16 protein-coding genes and 1 pseudogene are annotated in these 18,773 nt (G+C 60.7%); 7 read left to right on the forward strand and 10 right to left on the reverse strand.

Annotated elements, in window-relative coordinates; all coding sequences use genetic code 11:
• Positions 1 to 382 precede the first annotated feature (382 nt).
• The 3 genes from QMA15_RS26665 to QMA15_RS26680 form a co-directional block, all read right to left on the reverse strand.
• Positions 383 to 1,324: a phospholipase D family protein gene (locus tag QMA15_RS26665; protein WP_290287214.1), complete on the reverse strand. Its 942-nt coding sequence runs from the start codon at positions 1,322 to 1,324 to the stop codon at positions 383 to 385.
• A gap of 668 nt (positions 1,325 to 1,992) precedes the next feature.
• Positions 1,993 to 2,175 carry a hypothetical protein gene (locus tag QMA15_RS26675; protein ID WP_290287215.1) on the reverse strand — a complete coding sequence of 61 codons (183 nt, stop codon included), beginning with the start codon at positions 2,173 to 2,175 and terminating at the stop codon, positions 1,993 to 1,995.
• Positions 2,176 to 2,203: 28 nt separating this feature from the next.
• Positions 2,204 to 2,686 (reverse strand): polyketide cyclase, encoded by a 483-nt coding sequence (locus QMA15_RS26680; RefSeq protein ID WP_290287217.1) that lies wholly within the window; start codon positions 2,684 to 2,686, stop codon positions 2,204 to 2,206.
• Between the two features lie 832 nt (positions 2,687 to 3,518).
• Here QMA15_RS26680 and QMA15_RS26685 point away from each other — a divergent pair.
• Entirely contained in the window at positions 3,519 to 3,653 is a 135-nt protein-coding gene (locus QMA15_RS26685; protein WP_256065141.1) for a hypothetical protein, read from the forward strand.
• 503 nt (positions 3,654 to 4,156) lie between these two features.
• Here the strand turns inward: QMA15_RS26685 and QMA15_RS26690 are convergent.
• The gene (locus QMA15_RS26690; RefSeq protein WP_290287220.1) at positions 4,157 to 4,423 is read right to left on the reverse strand and encodes a hypothetical protein; all 267 of its coding nucleotides are present in this window, start codon (positions 4,421 to 4,423) and stop codon (positions 4,157 to 4,159) included.
• 1,097 nt (positions 4,424 to 5,520) lie between these two features.
• Here QMA15_RS26690 and QMA15_RS26695 point away from each other — a divergent pair.
• Together QMA15_RS26695 and QMA15_RS26700 are read left to right on the forward strand one after the other, a co-directional pair.
• On the forward strand, positions 5,521 to 5,703 hold the full coding sequence (locus QMA15_RS26695) for a hypothetical protein (protein ID WP_290287222.1): 183 nt from the start codon (positions 5,521 to 5,523) through the stop codon (positions 5,701 to 5,703).
• 1,345 nt (positions 5,704 to 7,048) lie between these two features.
• Entirely contained in the window at positions 7,049 to 7,828 is a 780-nt protein-coding gene (locus QMA15_RS26700; RefSeq protein ID WP_113683886.1) for a hypothetical protein, read from the forward strand.
• 532 nt (positions 7,829 to 8,360) lie between these two features.
• Here QMA15_RS26700 and QMA15_RS32855 read toward each other — a convergent pair.
• Positions 8,361 to 8,945 carry a histone-like nucleoid-structuring protein Lsr2 gene (locus QMA15_RS32855; RefSeq protein ID WP_356702451.1) on the reverse strand — a complete coding sequence of 195 codons (585 nt, stop codon included), beginning with the start codon at positions 8,943 to 8,945 and terminating at the stop codon, positions 8,361 to 8,363.
• Here QMA15_RS32855 and QMA15_RS26705 point away from each other — a divergent pair.
• Positions 8,906 to 9,136, forward strand: coding sequence for a hypothetical protein (locus tag QMA15_RS26705; protein WP_290287225.1), 231 nt, complete (start codon positions 8,906 to 8,908; stop codon positions 9,134 to 9,136). The genes QMA15_RS32855 and QMA15_RS26705 overlap by 40 nt on opposite strands.
• A pseudogene (locus tag QMA15_RS32860) lies at positions 9,119 to 9,351 on the forward strand (recombinase family protein); the annotation flags it as partial. The gene QMA15_RS26705 and the pseudogene QMA15_RS32860, both read left to right, overlap by 18 nt.
• 14 nt (positions 9,352 to 9,365) lie before the next feature.
• Here the strand turns inward: QMA15_RS32860 and QMA15_RS26710 are convergent.
• The 5 genes from QMA15_RS26710 to QMA15_RS26730 all read right to left on the reverse strand — a co-directional run bounded on the left by QMA15_RS26710 (position 9,366) and on the right by QMA15_RS26730 (position 16,773).
• Positions 9,366 to 11,150 (reverse strand): Hsp70 family protein, encoded by a 1,785-nt coding sequence (locus QMA15_RS26710; protein ID WP_290287227.1) that lies wholly within the window; start codon positions 11,148 to 11,150, stop codon positions 9,366 to 9,368.
• Positions 11,151 to 11,217: 67 nt separating this feature from the next.
• On the reverse strand, positions 11,218 to 12,981 hold the full coding sequence (locus tag QMA15_RS26715; protein WP_290287229.1) for an Hsp70 family protein: 1,764 nt from the start codon (positions 12,979 to 12,981) through the stop codon (positions 11,218 to 11,220).
• Positions 12,978 to 14,423: a GTPase gene (locus QMA15_RS26720; protein ID WP_070386658.1), complete on the reverse strand. Its 1,446-nt coding sequence runs from the start codon at positions 14,421 to 14,423 to the stop codon at positions 12,978 to 12,980. The genes QMA15_RS26715 and QMA15_RS26720 overlap by 4 nt, the downstream gene beginning before the upstream one ends.
• Positions 14,420 to 14,902 (reverse strand): hypothetical protein, encoded by a 483-nt coding sequence (locus tag QMA15_RS26725; RefSeq protein WP_214923420.1) that lies wholly within the window; start codon positions 14,900 to 14,902, stop codon positions 14,420 to 14,422. The genes QMA15_RS26720 and QMA15_RS26725 overlap by 4 nt, the downstream gene beginning before the upstream one ends.
• Entirely contained in the window at positions 14,899 to 16,773 is a 1,875-nt protein-coding gene (locus QMA15_RS26730) for a dynamin family protein (protein WP_290287234.1), read from the reverse strand. Before QMA15_RS26730 ends, QMA15_RS26725 begins: the two co-directional genes overlap by 4 nt.
• Positions 16,774 to 17,128: 355 nt before the next feature.
• Here QMA15_RS26730 and QMA15_RS26735 point away from each other — a divergent pair, with 355 nt between their 5' ends.
• Positions 17,129 to 17,320, forward strand: a complete 192-nt coding sequence (locus QMA15_RS26735; protein ID WP_290287236.1) for a hypothetical protein — start codon at positions 17,129 to 17,131, stop codon at positions 17,318 to 17,320.
• A 148-nt stretch (positions 17,321 to 17,468) separates the two neighbouring features.
• Positions 17,469 to 18,728: a hypothetical protein gene (locus QMA15_RS26740; RefSeq protein WP_290287238.1), complete on the forward strand. Its 1,260-nt coding sequence runs from the start codon at positions 17,469 to 17,471 to the stop codon at positions 18,726 to 18,728.
• Positions 18,729 to 18,773: the final 45 nt, after the last annotated feature.

The following is an 18,773-nucleotide window of genomic DNA, read 5'->3' on the forward strand; positions in this document are numbered from 1 at the left end:
ACGGGGGTCTGTGGACAGTCGATGGTGCGTCTGCGAGCTCGATGGCTCGGGTCACGTGTCGAGAGGAGCACCTGAAAGATCCGGAAAGGCACCTTAACCTGTCAGCTGCCGAACGTAGGTTTCTAACGGGGAGGGTTTGTGCCTTCGTGTTCGCCTGCGAATCGTGAGGGACTTCGGTTGGGGGAGGTCGATCCGCGTATATTGTCACGCGGAATGCTCTTTATCGCAGTTGCGCAGAGGATTTCGTTCACCGGATTCGAACATTAGAGTCGTGCGTCGTTAGACTTCCGTGAGTACATTGCTCGGATCGACGTATTGACGGTGCGCTGTTCGCGCACTCGAAGGAATGCTTCGCATTCCGTCAACATTCGTTTCTCAGGACTCAAAGGTTCCACAACGCCAACAGTTCGGCCCGAAGACTGAGCGAGCGAACGTAGTGGTTGGACCGCAGTTGTGCGCTGGGGTGCCCGACATCGACGAGATACCTCTCGGTGTCTGCCACAGGAAGCGGTAGCAGGTCGTTGCGAACGCGGAGAAAGAACTGAAATTGACTGGGGGAATCCGGTATTCGATCCTGGTTGGATATCACGACGGCGGGTGGCAATAACAATTCGTTGTCCGTGGAGACGCGGAGGACGACGTCCCCACGTGCCATGCTGCTTGGTTTTCCGAGTCTGAGTGTTTCGAGCCGATATCTCACGCTCGGACTGACCGAAAGATGCTTCGTTGAAGTCTGTTTCACAGGTGCGATGCGCACGGAGGTTTCGTGATCGCTGACTTGCCTGATAAATATTCGGTTGGTCGGAGTTAGAGGAAAGTCGTTGTCAAGGTTCTGCATTCGGCCAGTGATGCCGGGTATGGGTACGGCACGCCCGATCGCCCATTCGCGCGCGGCGTTGTCGATGAATATTTGGTCTACAGCAGTGGTTTCGTCGATATTGTTGATGAACGCGCGACTGTCGGCAACCACTTGGGGGTCATCGGAAATGACGACCGCTTCATGGGTGAATGTGGAATTTTCGGAAGCATTCGGCGAGCCGATTACAGCTCGTTGGTTCGTCACGATGACCTTGGCGTGCAGTGTTGACGACGACAGGATGCGAACGCCCTTGCTGAGGTAGTGCGCAAGAACGGCAGGTGAAGTGGCGTGGGCGCGGATCGCCGCGGTAGAAGCATTGACGATCAGAAGGTCTCCACTGCGAAGTGGAAGTAGTTCGGGCGCAAGGTGTCCGAGATAGGGGACAGCGGCATAGCGTGGGCCTCGCGTGCGGATCGCGCGAGTGATGTGTGGCCACGGGTTCGGTCCGTGGAAGCTGGTCCCCATAGCCTAGAACGGTAGCGCGAATCGGGCCCGATTTCTGGCGCCTGCGTGAAAGCTGCCTTTGTTCTGCGTCGTCTCCGGAGCAAAAGAAGCTTCCGGATATCTGTGATCTGTCGTGGAGGTCGAAGAATGTTGTAGCGATCAACCCTGCCGGGTCAGACGGCGTTATACCCCAGTGCGCTGCAGCGCTGTCGATTCGGCGTGCGATTTCGATACGGGACGGTGGCAGTGATGGCGCCGGACGGGTGGGAAGGGTCTGCTGCTTGTTCGAGCAGCGCCCCGCACAGTGCACCGGGAAATTTGCCGCGGTACGCGATCCCGCGGGGGTGTGGGCGGGCGTGGTGGATCGTGCGGGCCCATGCCTGGAGGGGCGTGTAGGCCTGAGATCGTAGGCGCTCGCCGTGTGGATATCGGGTGACTGATGTAGTGTCGCTGGCGGGCCGAGTCGATTCGTGATCAGTGCTCGAAAAGTGAACGTGCAGAAAACTTCTCGGTATTCCAGTGAAGGTCGGGCGGCGTGGTCTTCATGAACTGATGGACCCGTGCCTCGTGACGGGGAGGCCGGGCGTGTTGGGCTGCAGTGGAGGTTCGTCTACTACTCTTTGGCAGCCTCTTGTCGCGAGTTCAGGTGAGGTGGCGGCTGGGATGCGTCAGCGTGGCTTCGGCGCCCATCAGATAACAGGCGGCACGGCCGGCGCGATGGTTGTGAGCGCAACGTAGGATATTGCACTCACTGAAGACGTTGTGGGGAAGAAGATTCCGTTGAGATAGATCCATGAGGTTGCGACGGCACCGGCGATCAGTGCTGCGATTGTCACGGTGGTGGCTGCGCGCTCGCGGAAGAGGAGCATCACGGCCCCGACGCTGGGCTTTCGGGCGGGGTCAGCGCGGATAACCTCTGGCTACGGTGCGTGCAAGGATACCGAGCGTGGCTTTGAGAGATCCTTCGGCGATGACGGGAAAGATTCCTGCTTGCCGCCAGGTGGGGCCGATATCAGACCAGTCGTAGTACGAGGTCACGAGGGAACTGTGGCCGTCGTCGGCCGGCTCGATCCGATATCCGTAGACGTGCCCGATCGGAGGCCGGACAGTTCCGAGGATGGTCCATGCTATTTCGCGTTGGGGAACAAAAGTTTTGATCGTCACTGTGACGTCATACTGTCCCATGGGTAGGTCGCCCAGAGCTTCGCGATCCATGTGGACGACGAATTCGTCGCCGGTCGCGGTCACGAGTTTGCCATCTGCGCCCATCAGCATTCCGGATCCGTCGATGGCGACGTGCCCCTGAGGGTCGCAGAGGACCGCGAAGATCGATGCGGGGTCGGCACGGATGGTGCGCTGTACTTCGATCCGTTCGCTAGTCATGTGGCGAATGCTGCCATACCGCCGATCGGTCGGCGAGGTTTCTCTCGTTCGGTGGGTGCATTCATCGGCTTCGGTCGGCGAGGCGGGGTGATGCGCGGACATGTCGGATGCTGCCGTTCACGCGCCGGATGGTTGAGTAATCCTGAGCGGGGTAGGTGATCCATGGAGTCTTCGCGAATGCTCGTGGAGAGCGTGGGTAATCGACCGTGTGGATACTGGGTGACTGTTGTGGTGCCGCTGGCGGATTGTGTCGACTCGTGAGAGGTGCTCGGCAAACGAACGTGCAGAGAGTTTCGCGATAATTTAGTGGCGGGGGCAGTTCCATTCGCCGAAGAACCTGGCCATGGCACTGGGCGGTGAGGTGGGGGAGCTGTTTGTCGAAATCGAACCACTGTTCGTCGATCCTCGTTTGCCTCTGAACTCGGCACCCGTGGACAATGGAACGCAACGAAAATGGGGATCTCACTTGTGCGCGGTACTGATAGGCGTCGTTGTCGAGCATTTTCTGTGGAACTTAAGTGCTAACGCACCCCTTGTTGAGATGCCGAAACTACGACTTAAGTCGGAACAATTGAGATAAATCACGAAAACTGGCACGAGTTCTAAAACACTGTCTACGGTTACTTCCACATCGTGATCGCTCGGCCCTAGATCCCGTCCTTCGGGTGACGGAAATTCTTACCGGCGACATGCGACTGTCCGTTGCGAAGGAGTGGGAAATGTTAGTTCCGTTCTTGCAGGCGATTCTGAATTTCGCCTACGGGTCAATCGATGCCGGTGGGGTCGTCATCGACGGGCTCACTGGAATCTCGAGCGAATAGGAGGATGGGAGATGAATTCATCTGATCTGGGTTCGGTTTCGGCACTCTTGCCCATGATGCTGACTGCTTTCAAGTCCATCATCACGATGCCTGTTGCGCTCTCTGTGGACTTCGGTCTCGACGTCCCGTTCAATCCGTTCAAATAGTTTAGGAGGGTGAAAATGGGTTCCTTGGAAGATGTTTTCGGTCTTTTCACCGGGTCACTGTCAGCGATCCACGTCAGCTTCTTCGAGATGCTGACTGCATTGTCGAGTGACGGATGGGTGAAGGAATGACCTTCCGATCCGACTACTCGCGGCTTAAGGAGGTGAGTATCTAATGCTTTTTTCCTTCTTGAGTAATGCTCTGGGTTCGCTTCGAGATGTCAGCGGCTTGGCGGTGATGGGAAGCATGATGATTCCCTCGTTCAGCGCGGAATAACCTGATATGCGGGTCGACTCGTCGATAGGTGACGAGCCGGCCCGCATTTTCTGTTGTGATGAAGATTCGGAGCGGCCGAAGACCGTCGATGCTCGAAGCTGTCGGCGGATCGACGAGCAACATGTAGATCTCACGGGCAGTGTGATGTTTGAGGCATCGGTGGATCTTCGGCGGCGATTTCCTTTCCACTGGTCGACGTGCGACGTAGGTGCGCTATCGCATGTCGCTACTAGTGTGGATGATCGCGATCCGCCAGAGCGCATTGTTGGCATGACGATCTCCGCCGCGGTTCGCCGGTGGCGAGTGTGCTTTCCTGCGGACGCCTCGATCGGATAGATCCGCACAGGGCAGCGAACGATGCTTCACTGCGTAGTCTTTCGGGATTGTCGCCTGTGGTGACGAGCAGTGTGGATGCGCTGTTGACGCCGACCGGTGCGGCGAGCAGTGCAGTTGACTCGGCCACGAGATCGGTGAGTTCGCTTCGAAGCCGGTTCATTTCTTCGCCCTGAGTGATCACCCGACGGGGCAGAAACCGTAACGTCGATTTGGCCGCCTCCAGAGGGGCGGTAGGTGCGCCCTATCCGACTCGCACCGTCGAGCAGTGGTGCAACAAGGCTCAGGTTGTCATTGATTCGAACTGATCACGTAGTTCGTGAGGAGCGCTGACGGTGACATTGCGTAGCGAATTAGTTGGTGCCGTAGAGTATCAACGCAATCCAGACAAACTGCTGCGAAGCGGCCAGCTCGTTTCGATTGTCCTGCCGTGTGACTTCGCGAAAGCACTCGCGGTTACAGAAAGTACGGACCTCGCCGTCGCCTCCCAATGGATCGAATCGGTCTTGCCTCGCAAACGGGGTATCTGCCGATTGGGTTGGTTCACTTCGACCACCTCGAAGCCCTGGCTGCGCAGAAGCACGGTCACGGCGACGCCATATGAACCGGTGTCTTCGACTCCGATCCGGGTCACCAAAGCAATCGACGAAAACCAATGCAGCAGAGCCTTGTAACCCGTGACTGTTGTTGCTGCGGTGAAGCGTCCAGCAGTCACCCGAGACGATCGATGACTGCGACGACGTGAAAATCGAGGAGGACCCCGGCTCGACGCACGTTGCCGCGGAAAGCCATGAACGGCCAGCAACGACCACCGACAGATCCAAACAAGGATACGGTTCGGTCAGTTGACCTTCGAGTTAGATGCAGCTCGACGCAATCATCAGGTCTAGTGTCGGCATCTTGATCTGTACAAGGGTTCTTACCCATGTCGGAGTGCAGATCGAGCCTCGCTCAAAGGCATCGATTCATGCCACGACCGTATCCGCCGGAGTTCCGACTCCGGACCGCAACCCTTGTCCGAGCTGGCAAACCGATCACCGCCACCGCATAAGAACTCGGCATCAGCGCCGCCGCGCTCCACACGTGGGTTCGCCAAGATCAAGTCGACCGGGGCGAACGGCCAGGCATCACCAGAACAGAATCTGCGCAGCTGACAAAAGCGAATAAGCGCATCCGACTACTCGAAATCGAAGTCGAAATCCTCCGCACTGCCGCGGCGCTGTTCGGGGAGAACTGCTCGACCCCAGAAGAATTCACCCGATGTTCGACATGCTCGTCGACGCCGGGACCCGTGAAGGGCTGTTGCCGGCTTTTGGTGTCAGCAACCTGGGTTACTGCGTCTACAAGATCCAGCCGATGTCATCCGCCACGGATACGCTGGCAGTGGCTCACGGGCGGATCGGAGAACTCCACACAGCCTCGCGACAGCCCTACGGGTCTTGATCTGTGCATGCGGAGCTCACGCGCGGTAGGGACATCGTGGTCAGTGAAAACCTCGTCGGCGAACTCATGAGACTCGGCGTCGCCGGCCTGCCTGGTCCGGCGAAGACCAACGGTTGAAGGGCGTCGCGACGGCGGAGGATCTCGTGCACCAGCAGTTTCATCATATCGCGCCAAATGAGTTGTGGGTTAAGGGAATTACCGAGCATCTTACCCGGAAAAAATTGTACTGCGGCGCGGTAGTTGACATGTTCAGCCGGAAGGCCGCTGGCCCTCGATCGATAACTGCCAAGGCTCGACACTGGTATTGAGTGCCTTGGAATGTGGCGATCAAGAATCGGAAACCGCCTCCCCGGGGGATTGTGCACGCCGATCGTGGTGTTCAGTTCACGTCCTGCGTATTCACTAGTAGAATTCGTTCCGCGGACTTGGCCCCCTCATTCGGTACCACCAGCGACGGGTGGTCACACGGTCCACCTTGGGGACCGCGTCGCCAGAGTGATCAATCCACTGACCTGTCGGGATGAAGTGCTCGTTGTGCAGGGAATGAGGTCGAGCCGCTGTTCTGGCGCGGTCCCAGTAATGCGGGTCGGCACGCGCGAAGGCGACGTATCGCAGGTTCAACGGTTAACCTCCCGGTCGGTCCCCCTGCGGTTGGTAGTCAATTCGTGCCACGTCCGAATCCCCGTGTGGCTTGGATTGCTTGTGGCAGAAGAGTATCCGATTTCGGTCATTTCGGGCGAAATTCGTAAACTATCGCCCAAAAGTACTAAGGGATGGCCGGGGTGGCCAGGTTGAGTTCGCGCGATCCCGTGAATGGTCACGTGGCAACACGAGCGCGGAGTGAATCGATCTCCCGTGGCGCCAATTCAGTTACGTGTCTGCCGATTCTGTTCGACTGCTCGACCGGTTCTCCGACTTCCAGTGGAGGCGAAGGGCCCTTGTGCTGCGTCTAAAGTATGAACTTTTCGCCTTTCCTTGACTTTGTCGGTAAAGTGAGAAAACTGGTACCTGTTCTAGGGATTCGGGATGCGAGAATTCTCGCCGGCACTGGACGCAGGATGCGATTCTTCTGCATCGCTGCGAAGGCTTACCCCTACATCGATCTTCTACCGCCGACCATGTGTGGACTCACTGAGCTGAAATCTACTCTCGGGCTGTCCTGCAACGGTATTCGAACCTGCCTTGCTCCGGGAAGCGACTCCCGGAATGGCGCTGTACCGAGTTCGTTCTGTCTACGAATAGGGAGGAGGAGTTTTTCTTTGCGATGATGCCGCGATTCGAAATCTGTTGCGACATTTCATCTTGTTGAACGTCAATCGTTTCTCAACGAAAGAAAAGGTTCACAATGACTGTATCTCTCGCTCGGCGTGCCGGAACGACTGCTGCGATCTCTGCGGCAGCATTAGGTTTGGTGTTTGCGGCCACGATGCCAGCGTCGGCCCACAACGTGACGACGAATTACAACAACGCCTGCATGGGTGACCCCAATTCACTCATTGCCGGCAATGTTCACCAGCCGCTTCAGGCTCACTCCATGTCGGTTGCGCACTCGTCGTCGACACCGGGCACCTACACGATTCAGCCAGGCTCGCAAACTGTTCCGACCAGTGGTGGCGGTGCCACCGTCGTCAATCTGAATCGATTGAACCTCGTATTCAAGATCGATCCGGCAACCTTCACCTCAGCGTCTATCGTCTCCGGGACGGGCAGTGGATTCAGTGGCACTCCGGTGGTCACTCGAGTGAACGCAAGTGGTGCTGCCGACGCTACAGGGTCTTACCTTTCCCTCAATGGCGGAGTCGGAACAACGATTGCGGGTGCGAGTCCGGGCGGCTCGAATACCTCTGATGCCGGTTTGACCGCGCTTGCCGGCGCCACCTTCACGCTGCCTTCGGTCCAAGTTGTCACGACCTCCTCCAACCCGGCGGTTTACATCAACACCGACGGTGATGCCGGGAAGTACGCAAACCCGAAGAATTACATGACGTTCTTGTCGAAGGCGACATTGTTCGGAACTCAGTACGCCCCGACGATGTGCTCGGCAACGGATGTCAACCCGCGAACCGACGCGAATATCGGTTCCGTTCTGACGCCGAACGGCGGAGCGGCCAACCTGCACCCATGATTGTCGGCACTGGTGCCGCGCGCCGAGTCGATGTGACCTCCAGCGTGCGCTGAACATGCAACGTCGCAGTTCTCGGTGAGAAGTTGCCCCACGCCTGTTCGGGCGTGGGGCAGCCTTCGTTCTTTCGGCGACTTCAGTATTGAAGTGCGGTCTTGTGCCCGTCGATTCTCTTTGACGGGCGTGTTACCGGGGCCGGTGACCCTTCAGTTACTAAGTCGAGGCGCTCCCTCGATCTCGGTCCCGCGCTCGGCGCCACTTACATCGTGGACCTCGGGCACATCAAAGTCTCCGGAGCCGACGGTGCGACTGAGCGTCAGGCCAGGTAAGGGTGGGTTTAATCGGTCCCGCCGGATGGATGTGAGAGAGCCTGAACGCAAACCAAAATTCAGTGACAGTGCGCCGTTCAAGTGTTTGCAGATTGCGCAGTATCTTTCGTTGACCGTTCCCCGATATGCGCTCTTCGATGAAACCGAGCAAGATGGCAGTGGCGCCCGGACAATGCTGTTGACCTGCATCGGAGATGAGGCCGCGCCTACCTGGGTGCCTGTGTTGCTCCACTTACGATTCTATCGTCGAACGAAGATCGTCGGCGCGCGGCATTGAACGCCTGAATGATCTGCTTCGTGATCCCTCCAGACGGGGACACTGCATAGTTATGTATCTTTGCCCAGCTGAGTACGGCCTGCAGTTGCTGCTCGGTATGTCCGAAATCGAGGGGCTTTTCGACACCTCGGGATTCTGCATCGACAGCCCTGGTGTCGATTCGTTGTGCACAAGCGATGTATTGCCGGAGAACAGCTTTCAACTTTTCCGCATTGGCTGGCCTCAGGTCGATCACGTAATCCGTTCCGCGGAAGGAGAATTCAATTCTCTCGTTGACCTCATCGGCGACAGGCCTCCCGTCGAGATCGTCGACACACTGTAGAATCAGTCTCTCCACCAAGACGCAATCCCCCGAGTTTTCTATTTGATCCTCAGCATATTCGTCAACTTTAGCGTGGACGCCCACTGGGTCTAGGACTTCACGGCAAGTGTCTCCTAGTCGTATTTCAGAAGTCAGGTGCGCGGAGCCAGCGGGTGATCGTCGCGGTGCAGACTGTGACGGTCGCACCGTCACGATCGAAGCTGGACTGGTCGACGTGCTCGGCGAGTTCCTCGCGTGACGGGGCGATCCGTGGGTCGGTGCTTTTCGTCGACGGGCGAGGGAGAGAACTTCGAGAAGTGAACGCGGGCAGTGTTATCGGAATGTTCCTCGGCGCTGCCACGGACGTCCTGTGTGATTCCTCTTCCATGGCCGCGCTCGCCTAAATGGAACGCCGCATGATCGTCGAACGAACCCGTGCCGGCCTCGAAGCCGCACGCCGGCAGGGTCGGACGGCGGCCGGTCGACTTTCACGACACCGGAACGCACAGAGTTTGCGCGTGCATTGCGCGAGCAAGGCAATAGCCTCGATACCATGGCTTCAATACTCGGTGTCGGACGCTCATCAGTCAGTCGTGCACTCGTGACGGCCGCCCAATAGATCGATCCTCACGATTACAGAAGTCCTGTCGTTCGGAAGAAGGTGGTGACGGCATCGGCGTCGGTCATGCCGTAGACATCGACTGTGAGGCCGGTTTCCATGTTGACGTAGCTTCCTGACACCTGCCCTGAGGAGCCGTCGCTGATGTTGACTCCTGCTGTGCGGGAGTCGTTTTCGACGAGGGTGTAGTTCCCGTAGTCGTATTCGCGGTATCCGAGTAGGGTTTTCTTCGCTTGTTTCAGGTCGAGGCTGGCTGTGAAGCGATTGCCGTATTCGGAGAAGCTTTTGGCGAGTTGGTTGGATTTTTTGATATCGCAGCTGATCACGAGGGCGCCGTCGGTGGTGAAGGTGGATTGCCTGCAGTTTTCGGAGGCACTGCTCAAGGCTGTGGGGAGGGCGGCTTTGACGGTGTCGGCGTCGGTTACCGGTCCGGCAGTGGTGGTCGTTGCGGATGTGCTGCCGGCGGCGGCTGGGTTGTCCACGTTCGGGTTGCCGGGTGACGGGCGCAGAACGATCACGGCTGCCACGATTGCTCCGATGACGACGAGAGCGCCGGCGGCTGCAAGGTATTTGAGTTTCTTGGAGTTGGACGGGTTCGAGGTGTGAGGGCTTTGAGCGGTGGCGTTCGGAGTGAAGGCGGGTTGCATCTGCCCAGGGGTGGGGTGGGCGTTCGGGCTTGCCACGCTGCCAGGAGTGGCGATCCGCGGGTTGGCGTATTCACGTTGAACCCCGGCACCGATGAGTGCGCCTTGGGCGACAACTGTTTTCGGGTCGTCGAGTGTCGCGATCGGCCCGAGGGCCGCGAGTCGTTGATGGACCAGCGGGATCCGCGACGAACCACCAGTCAGGTACAGGGCCGAGAGCTGACTCGGATTAGTGATGCCCGCATCGGTGAGTGTTTGTCGCGTCAGCGCGACTGCACGGTCGACGGCTGCGGCGATGAGGGATTCGAATTCCGGGCGGGTGATGGACAGTGTTTCCTGATGTCCGTTTCCGTTGACCGTGATCGTTGCTGACGGGCTCGAGGAGAGCAGTTCCTTGGCTCGTTGGATGGAGTCGTCGAGACTTCGGGTGACGTGCAAGGGCGCGGAGGTGCGGATGAAGTGCAGCAGGTCGGGATTGCGGTCATTGAGCATGTGATCGACCCACCCTCGTAGTACCGCGTCGAGGTTCTTTCCGCCGAGGCTGTTGTCGCCGCGGGCGGCGATGATGTCGAACGAATTGGCATCTGTTGCAGTGAGGACGGCGATGTCGAGGGTGCCGCCGCCGAAGTCGAACACTGCGATCTTCGTGCCTGCGGGCATGGTTTCGGTGCGTGAGTAGTAGTGCGCGGCGGCCCGGGGTTCGGAGACGGTACTGACGTGTCCGGATCCGTAGCCGACCCTGGCTGCAGCGTCGAGCAGCACTCCGACTTCGCGTGGTGACCAACCCTCGGGATGGGTCAGGACCAGATGGGAGGGCGCTTGGTCGCGGTGGGCGGCGGTGGCGCGCCCGATCACGGTGTGCAGGACAGCAGCGACTGGCAACGAGGCGGGGATGTCGTAGCCGTTGACGTGGACCATGCCTTGTCCGACGACGCGTTTGGGGGAGGGGATGAATGCCGCTGGGTTCGTTTCGGCCCGGTTCAGGGCGACGTCGCCGACATCGATGGTCGCTGGTGATTCCACGAATACGGCCGAACTCATCAGGTTGCCTTGGTGGGTCAGAGAGAGGGTTTCCACTGCTCCGGTGACAACACCGGTGTGCGCGGCGGCGGTATTCGATGTTCCGAAGTCGACGCTCAGCATCCAACCCGACATGATGTGTCTCTTTCCTGTGATTTCTTCTGTGCCGCGCTGCGGTCAGTCTTGGCTTGTGGTGTGGGCGTTATTGGTCGGTGACGGAACAGAACATCCACTGGCCGTCTTCGCGGACGTATTCGACCAGGACAACGCCTTCGTCGGTGGTGCCATTTTTTTCTGTGATGATCCGCAGACGGACGGAGGCGTTGTCGCCGACGACGTTCGAGGAGATGAATTCCTTGACCGTGATCGTCACAGTGCCCGTTGCGGGGGTGTCGTCGGGGGTCGTTGTCACGGTGACGTAGCCGGCGCAACGCATGGATTCGACTTTGGCTTTGTCCCCGGCACTGACGGCGGTGAGGTATTCGGTGGTCCGGTCCTGGACCGCTGTGATGTCGTCAGCGGTGCCGGGCGCGGTGTTCACCGTGCGGATGGGCGAGGCGTTGTGCGTGGTGGTGTCGTTGTTCGACGAGGTCGACAGCCATACCGCTGCTCCGACAGCGCAGAGTGCGACGAGTACTCCGGCACCGATGAGGACACCGCGTGAGCGGGACTTCGGCGACTGCGACGCGGGGGTTACCGCGGGCTCGAATGGCGAGGTCTGCGAGCTGTGCGGATTGTGAGTGGGAACGCTGCCGGTACGGGCGGATTCCCGGAACAACGGCGCTCGTGTGGGCGACTGCTCACCTGCACCGGCGGAAGTGGTCGATGGGAAAGGGCCGGTCGGTGCAGCAGACGATCGTGTGGTGGCGATTAGTGCACCTTGAACAACCACTGTTTTCGGATCGTCGAGAGTTGCGATCGGACCGAGTGCAGCGATCCGGCTCTGCACCAGTGGGATCCGGGATGATCCGCCGGTCAGGTACAGCGCCGTCAACCCTTGTGGTCCGGTCAACCCTGCGTCCACCAGAGCGGCATGGGTCAAGGCGGCTGCGCGCTCGATTTCCGGAGCGATGATCGATTCGAACTCGGCGCGGGTCAGGGTGAGGGTTTCGCGGCGGTCGTGCCGGCTGTCCACTACGGAGATCGTCGCGGACTCGGTGGAGGAGAGGAGTTCTTTGGCGCGGCGGATGGAGTCGTCGAGGGTCCGCAGGATGTGTGCCGGTGCGGCGGTCCGCAGAAAGTGCAGCAGCTCGGGGTTCTCGTCCTGCAGTTGAATATCGACCCAACGGCGCACGAGCGCATCGAGATTCTTTCCGCCGAGGCTGTTGTCACCGCGCGCAGCAATGACCTCGAACGTGTCGGCGCTGGTGGCGGTGAGGACGGCGACATCCAGGGTTCCACCGCCGAAGTCGAAGACCGCGATCTTCGCGCCTGGCGCGAGGTGTTCGGTGCGGGTGTAGAAGTGGGCGGCCGCACGCGGCTCGGGCACCGTTGCCACCGAGTCGTTCTGGTATCCCAGGGCTGCGGCCGCCTCGCGGAGAACCTCGATTTCGCGCGGCGCCCATCCTTCTGGGTGAGTCAAGACCAGCCTGGCCGGTGGTTGGCCGCGGTGTACTCCGGTCGCTCGATCGAGGGCGAACCGCAGCACTGCCGCGACGGGCAACGAGGCGGGGATGTCGTAGCCGTTGACGTGCACCGTGCCTTGTCCGACGACGCGTTTGGGGGAGGGGATGAACGCTGCTGGGTTCGTTTCGGCCCGGTTCAGGGCGACGTCGCCGACGTCGATTGCGGTCGGCGATTCCACGAATACGGCCGAGCTCATCAGGTTGCCCTGGTGCGTCAGGGGCAGAGTTTCCGGTGCTCCGGAGCGGATTCCGGTGTGCGCGGCAGCAGTATTGGAGGTTCCGAAGTCGACTGCCAGAACCCACCCTGGCGCCGGGGGTGGGTTGTCGTGTGGTGTGTTCATGCCTGCCTCCGCATGCTCGTGTACGTGCGAACCAGTTCCGCCAAAGCTGCGTCCTCTGCGGCGGTGCGCGTGGAAATCGCCTGCCGCTGAACGTGAACCAATCGTTCCCCGGCGTAGTGGGCAAGCTGCCCGGGGCTGGTCTCGGGGTGCACACCGAGCCGTTCGGCGTCGGTCCGGCCGGAGAGTAGTCGCGTCAGTTCGTTGACGACGGGCGCGTGCGGGTCAGCGAGCAGCATCCCGCGCAGTGCTCGATACAGCAGCACAGGGTGCATCGCCGGATCGTTGCGCACCCAGTCGCTGATGGTGCGGATGTGCTCGCGGGCAGGGTGATTGACGGCGAGGAGGTCGAGTTCGGTGAGGATCCGATCGGCGCGGTGCAGCGCCGCGAAATCCTGTAGTGCACTCTCGAGTAGGTACTTCACTTGCGTGATCCCGGAATGTTCGGTGAGCCATTGATTCACCGCGTGCGCGCCCTGCCCCGCGACGGTGCGGGCGCCGAGGACGCCGTATTCGCCGAGGAGATCGAGTAGGCGATCGCGCATCACTGGCCCGAGCCGTTCGGGGGTTTCCGATTCGAGGAGGTCCATCAACTCCAAGGTGTTCATCGATGCGAGGGTGTACAGGGCGATTGCGTCGGCTTCGGTGACCTGCCCGGTGTGGCTGCTCTCTGCCAGAAGACCCGCGACCGGCACCACGGTGGCCACCGACTGCGCCAGGCGCTGCGCGAGCTTCTGAGCGTGAGCGTGTGCGTGTTCGATCGGGTTACGTTGCCCCAGTGCGCCTTCGCCGAAACTGTCTGCGCGGGAGAGCACGCCGAGGGTGTTGAGTGGGGTGAATCCGAGTTGGCGCAGGAATTCGATCTCGTCGGCTCGCGGGGCGCTGTCGAAGAGGAACACGGCACCGTCTGCGTCGACGGACGCGGCGCGGGTTTGGGCGAACCCGTCGATCAACGCGGCCCTGGTGCGGTTTTCGTTCTCCACGGTCAGTGTCGCGAGCCCGGGAGTATCGACGAGGGTCAGGTTGGCCAGTGCCTGTGTGGGCAGGTGCCGGTGCACGTAGGCGATGTCCGCAGCATCGGCATCGAGGCTTACGGAGGTACCGGCTGTGAGTGGGATCGGGCGGCGCTCACCGTCGAGGTCGACGAGTTCGGCACGTGAGGGTGCCCCCGCTTGGTAGACGGTAACGACGTTGGTTGCTTCCAGTGCTGCGGTTTCAGCAACCGGCGCCCCGATCAGGGCGTTGACCAGTGTTGATTTACCTGCCTTGAGGCGGCCGACGATCACCACCCGCGGCGGCGACCACAAGATCGCACCGATGCGGTTGGCGTGATCGACGAGATCCCCACCGAGTCCGGCGAGGGAGTGCAGGCCGCGGTCGAGAGCAGTGCGGACCGCTTGTTGCCGGTCGAACTGCGCGGGATTCGGCGGGTACGACGTACTCATACGGGCATCGGGTCCGTCGGCGCGATGTAGACAGCGACTTCGGCGAACCGGATGATCCCAGCGGGGCCGACCCAGCCGGGCCGGACCAGGGCAGCGACGGTGCCGACCTGCTCCGGGGTGGCCGCGACCGCGCCGGAGACTGCCTTGTGGTGCGCAGAGTCGAAGAGGGCACCAGGGGCGGCGTCGAGCATGTGGACGTCTACCTGCGCGAGGTCTTCGCGGATCCGTTCACGGGCGGAGATGCCGCCGTCGAGGTCGTGGATACCGATCAGAGAGTTGACCAGGCGCCGATCCGCATCTATCGACATCCCGTGTGGGACCGCAGCAGGTGCGGGCGCGGTGACAACAAGTGGGCCATACCCGGCGCCGTTGTCATGGTCGGCGGTGGCGGGTGTTCGGGCGGTGCGCAGCATCCAGCCGGCGGCGACGCCTCCGGCACCCACCAGCACAATCAAGACGAATGCGAGCGTTGAGTTCATGAAATCGTCGCCTTCTCCGAGTTGGACACCGCTGTGGCCGGTGCGGATGCTGATGTGGGCGTGGACAGTCGGGTGATGAGGTTCTCCACTTCCGAGGATCGCGCCGTCACCACTCGCAAGTTGTTGTTGAGGCGCTTGAGCGTCGCATCACGCGTCGCGCCGTCCAGACGCGCAGCTTCCTTCGCGTCGGTCATCTGTTGCTGCACCTCGTCGATGCTGGTGCGCAGGTGCTCGCGGTAGCGGATCACAATTTCTGGCCGCGAGAGCGCCAACGCCCCCTCAAGCATCCGCGAAGTACTGACTTTCGCGGTCGCCACGGTCTCTCGCAGCCATGTCAGCAGGTTCGTCTTTCCTGCTCGCATCGCTTTGTAACCGAGGTTCACCCCGACCCACACGACGCCGGCGATCGCCCCGACTCCGATCAGAGCGCCGAGCATCGAGGTACCGATCATGCCCATTGTCAGCACACTCGGGTCGAGTAGGCCTTGCTTCTTGCTACCGACCTGACCGGTCGTGAGGGGGTCGGATTGCATGGAGGCGATGACATCGACTTCGATGCTCTGCCATACGGTTTCGGAATCGAAGAGCGGCATCACGATGCCCCGCAGCTGATCGAGGAACACCTGCACCGCCGCGGTCATCGCGGCAAGGAGATCCGCTTCGATCTCACTGGTGAACACCTGCGGATTCTTGCGCAGTACTTCCATGCCGGAGGAGTTGATCCGGTCTGTCCACTTCGATTTCACGCCGTCGAGTTGTTCCTCGAGGCTCGTCAAGGCAGCTTGGCGGGCGAAGACGAGGTCTCGGCCGAGGTACTGCTCCCACTGCGTCGTCTGCGCTTTCAGCTCGGTGAGCCGGTCCCGCTGCGCCTCCAATTCCGGTAGCGCGCCGGCGCCTTCTTCGGTGACGGTGATGTCCGCGGTGATCTTCGCGTGCACTTTCCGCAACCCTTCGAGCGCGGTCCGCAGGCCGTCGACCTGGGCGCGGTGGTCCGAATTTAGTGAGCTCTGGATGAGGGTGCGGAGAGCGGTGATCCCGGAGGCCTCCTCGGCGGCGCTTCGGCGTATCGGATCTGCAATGTCGGCGGCCGCGAGAGCGCGCACACTCGAGACCCCGACCACGGGGATGGTGCGGCGCAGATGAGTACGAAGCAGGCGGCGGTTTTCTTCCACGATCGGTTTCCACCGGCGCAGATTCTTGTCCGTTTTCGTCACCACCACGATCACCGCTTCCACGGTCGCAGTGCAGGTTCGAATGAACTCCATCTCCGGTGCGGTCAGCGGGGAGGTGGCATCGCAGACGACCACGATGACACCGGCCTGCTGCGCCGACTGCACCGACAGCTGCGCACGGACTGCATCGAGTCCACCGGATCCGGGGGTGTCGACTACGACGAGACCTTGCAGATGAGGGGAGGAAACGGGCACGATCGCCCGGGTCGGGAGCACCTCGCCCTGTGTGCCGGCGACATGGCGGCCCGCGGCGCTGACCCAGTCCGCGACCTCGTCGAATCCGATGCGGCGCACCGCGCCGGGGAACACCAGATCCGCCGAACCTGGCGGATATTCAGCACCAGCGGGCACCAGCGAGATCGTTGCAGACGTAGTGACGTCGACATCGACCGGCGAGACGCCCCGAACTCCGACGAGAGCGTTCACCAGGGAACTCTTACCTCGATTGACCTCGCCGACCACCACCACGGTCCGCTGATCGTGCCCGCCGGAAGTTTTCGCAGCCGCGGCATCGGCTGTCGCCGTGAAGCCGTAGGTGCGCAGGATTTTCGTCGCACCGGCCAAGGTGGATTCTGTCTGGCTGCTTATGTCGCTGCCCGTGTCCGCTGCGACAACGGCAGATTCGCCGGGCTCCGCCACCTTCTGCCCCCTCCATTGCTCTTCCCACCTGGTGCACGACGTGTCGTCGCCCCACCGCCCACTCGGGGAAGCGAGCCGTCCGCCTCGCGGACAAAACCTTATCCGAGGTGAGCGCACAGTTTGTGCGGTGCATTCACAAAGTCAGATGCGCACAGCGCGCGGAAAGTTCCCACGAAACGCGAACGAAATTTAGCAGCCACGTCCAAGGCGAGTGATCGAACACCCGATGAACGCGGTTCACACTAGCCGCGCCGCGGATCCTCACCTTCGATTTCAAAAGACGCTGAGAAGGCCTATTTTCGAATGCATCCTCCGCGACGGCGCCGATGGGAGATCCCTGCTGCATACTGCCCGTATGACTGATCGCGTCGATGAAGAGCTGACGATGTTGGCTGACATCCGAGCGTATATCCGCACCGCAGAAGGCCCGGATTTCCCCATCTCGACATCTGTGATCGACCGAGTGCTCGACGAACGCAACAACGCCCGCCTCGGACGATCCGCGGAAGCCGATATCGGCCTGCCAGTCGACGAGCAGCAAGGATGAGCACTCTCCACGGGAGACATCATCGAAGCAGATGAACAAATTTCGGGGCAGTGGGAACAAAACCCGCCGCTGTCCCATCTGATTGTCGAGGTTCCTTACCTGGTCGGTTCGACCGGTCCAGGTCGATCACGCGGAAATGAGTGGGGACATGACAGTTCTGAGAGAGGGAAATATGCGCGCGAAAACCTTTGCGCCCTTGGCAGCCACCGTAGCGGCAATCGTGTTGGTGACCGGATGCTCGAGCACCAGAGAAGGCCAGGCGAACGCCGAAAGTGAGAGCGGGGGCAGCGCGACCGTCGCCGCCCAGGGCGCCGCACCTGGGGAGATGGATCCCGGAACGTACCGCACCACTCCGCAAGCTGGCTTCGGGACCGTGACCAGCGTCAACTCCGGCCGCTACGTCGAAGGGCAGCGGATGGCCGAATTCGTCGTCCTCCCCACCGAACTCGACCCGCTGCTGACGGGCGCTGTGGGGATGTCGACATATGTCATCAAATCCGGCACCGCACTGAGCGTTCTTCTGACAGGGAAGTCGCCGGACATCGCCGAACGCGAAGGCATGTTGACAGGGTTCTCCACTTCCCGCTCCTATGAGGACAAGAAAGCGGACAAGTCCATCGTGCACGCTGTATTCCGGTTCCCGGACGCAGAATCAGCGCAACGGGCAGCGGTAGATATGTCCGCCGATGACGCGCTTCCCAGCGAGTATTTGCCTGGAGGGGTACCTACGAGCATCGACATCCTGCCTGACACACTGACCACCACTCGCGAGAGCTCCGACGGTACCTTCAGCTCGAATTCGTTCACCCCGCACGGGCAGTACATCATCTACACCTGGGCCAGCGCTCCGATCGCAGAGAAGGACTGGACGGCGCAGATCACCGCGAAAGCCCTCGAACAACAGGGCCCGATGATCGATAAGTTCCCTGCGACCGCAGCCGATAAGTTCGCCGAGTTGCCGATGGACATCGACAACGTGTTGGTGCTGACGATCCCGGAGGACGACGGTAACCGCACTACCAGCTCCGACGCCGTCTACGGGCCGCGTGGGTCGGCGCACTTCTCGACCAATCCGACACTGACGCTGGACTTCATGGACAAATCCGACACGACGTTGATGGCACGTTCGGGAAGCAATGTCTATCGGTCCGAAAGCGATGACGGCGCAGCGACACTGTTCGATTTGTTCAAAGGAGACATCGTCGACTCCGAAGGATTCACTCCATCCGCCAACCCACCCGGTGTCCCGAACGCGGCCTGCTTCACCAAGGACAGTCCGCAAGGAACGTACAACTACTGCATCGTCCACCAAGGACGGTACCTCGGTGAAATCAGTGCTCTCGACGACGAGACGAAGGTCCACCAGATGACCACCGCGCAGTACAAGATCCTCGAATCCGCGAAATAGTAGCTACAGCAACAATATCCGGCGTACCCCTTGGGAGGTGTACGC

It is taken from the genome of Rhodococcus sp. APC 3903, from assembly GCF_030407755.1.
In the GTDB taxonomy this organism is placed as follows: Bacteria; Actinomycetota; Actinomycetes; order Mycobacteriales; family Mycobacteriaceae; genus Rhodococcus_F; species Rhodococcus_F erythropolis.

Coding starts and splice junctions, on each gene's coding strand:
- QMA15_RS26715 (WP_290287229.1), bottom strand. CDS start 12,981: ATGAACACACCACACGACAACCCACCCCCGGCGCCAGGGTGGGTTCTG.
- QMA15_RS26690 (WP_290287220.1), bottom strand. CDS start 4,423: ATGAACCGGCTTCGAAGCGAACTCACCGATCTCGTGGCCGAGTCAACT.
- QMA15_RS26735 (WP_290287236.1), top strand. CDS start 17,129: ATGACTGATCGCGTCGATGAAGAGCTGACGATGTTGGCTGACATCCGA.
- QMA15_RS26700 (WP_113683886.1), top strand. CDS start 7,049: ATGACTGTATCTCTCGCTCGGCGTGCCGGAACGACTGCTGCGATCTCT.
- QMA15_RS26720 (WP_070386658.1), bottom strand. CDS start 14,423: ATGAGTACGTCGTACCCGCCGAATCCCGCGCAGTTCGACCGGCAACAA.
- QMA15_RS26680 (WP_290287217.1), bottom strand. CDS start 2,686: ATGACTAGCGAACGGATCGAAGTACAGCGCACCATCCGTGCCGACCCC.
- QMA15_RS26725 (WP_214923420.1), bottom strand. CDS start 14,902: ATGAACTCAACGCTCGCATTCGTCTTGATTGTGCTGGTGGGTGCCGGA.
- QMA15_RS26710 (WP_290287227.1), bottom strand. CDS start 11,150: ATGTCGGGTTGGATGCTGAGCGTCGACTTCGGAACATCGAATACCGCC.
- QMA15_RS26685 (WP_256065141.1), top strand. CDS start 3,519: ATGAATTCATCTGATCTGGGTTCGGTTTCGGCACTCTTGCCCATGATG.
- QMA15_RS26695 (WP_290287222.1), top strand. CDS start 5,521: ATGTTCGACATGCTCGTCGACGCCGGGACCCGTGAAGGGCTGTTGCCG.
- QMA15_RS26665 (WP_290287214.1), bottom strand. CDS start 1,324: ATGGGGACCAGCTTCCACGGACCGAACCCGTGGCCACACATCACTCGC.
- QMA15_RS26740 (WP_290287238.1), top strand. CDS start 17,469: ATGACAGTTCTGAGAGAGGGAAATATGCGCGCGAAAACCTTTGCGCCC.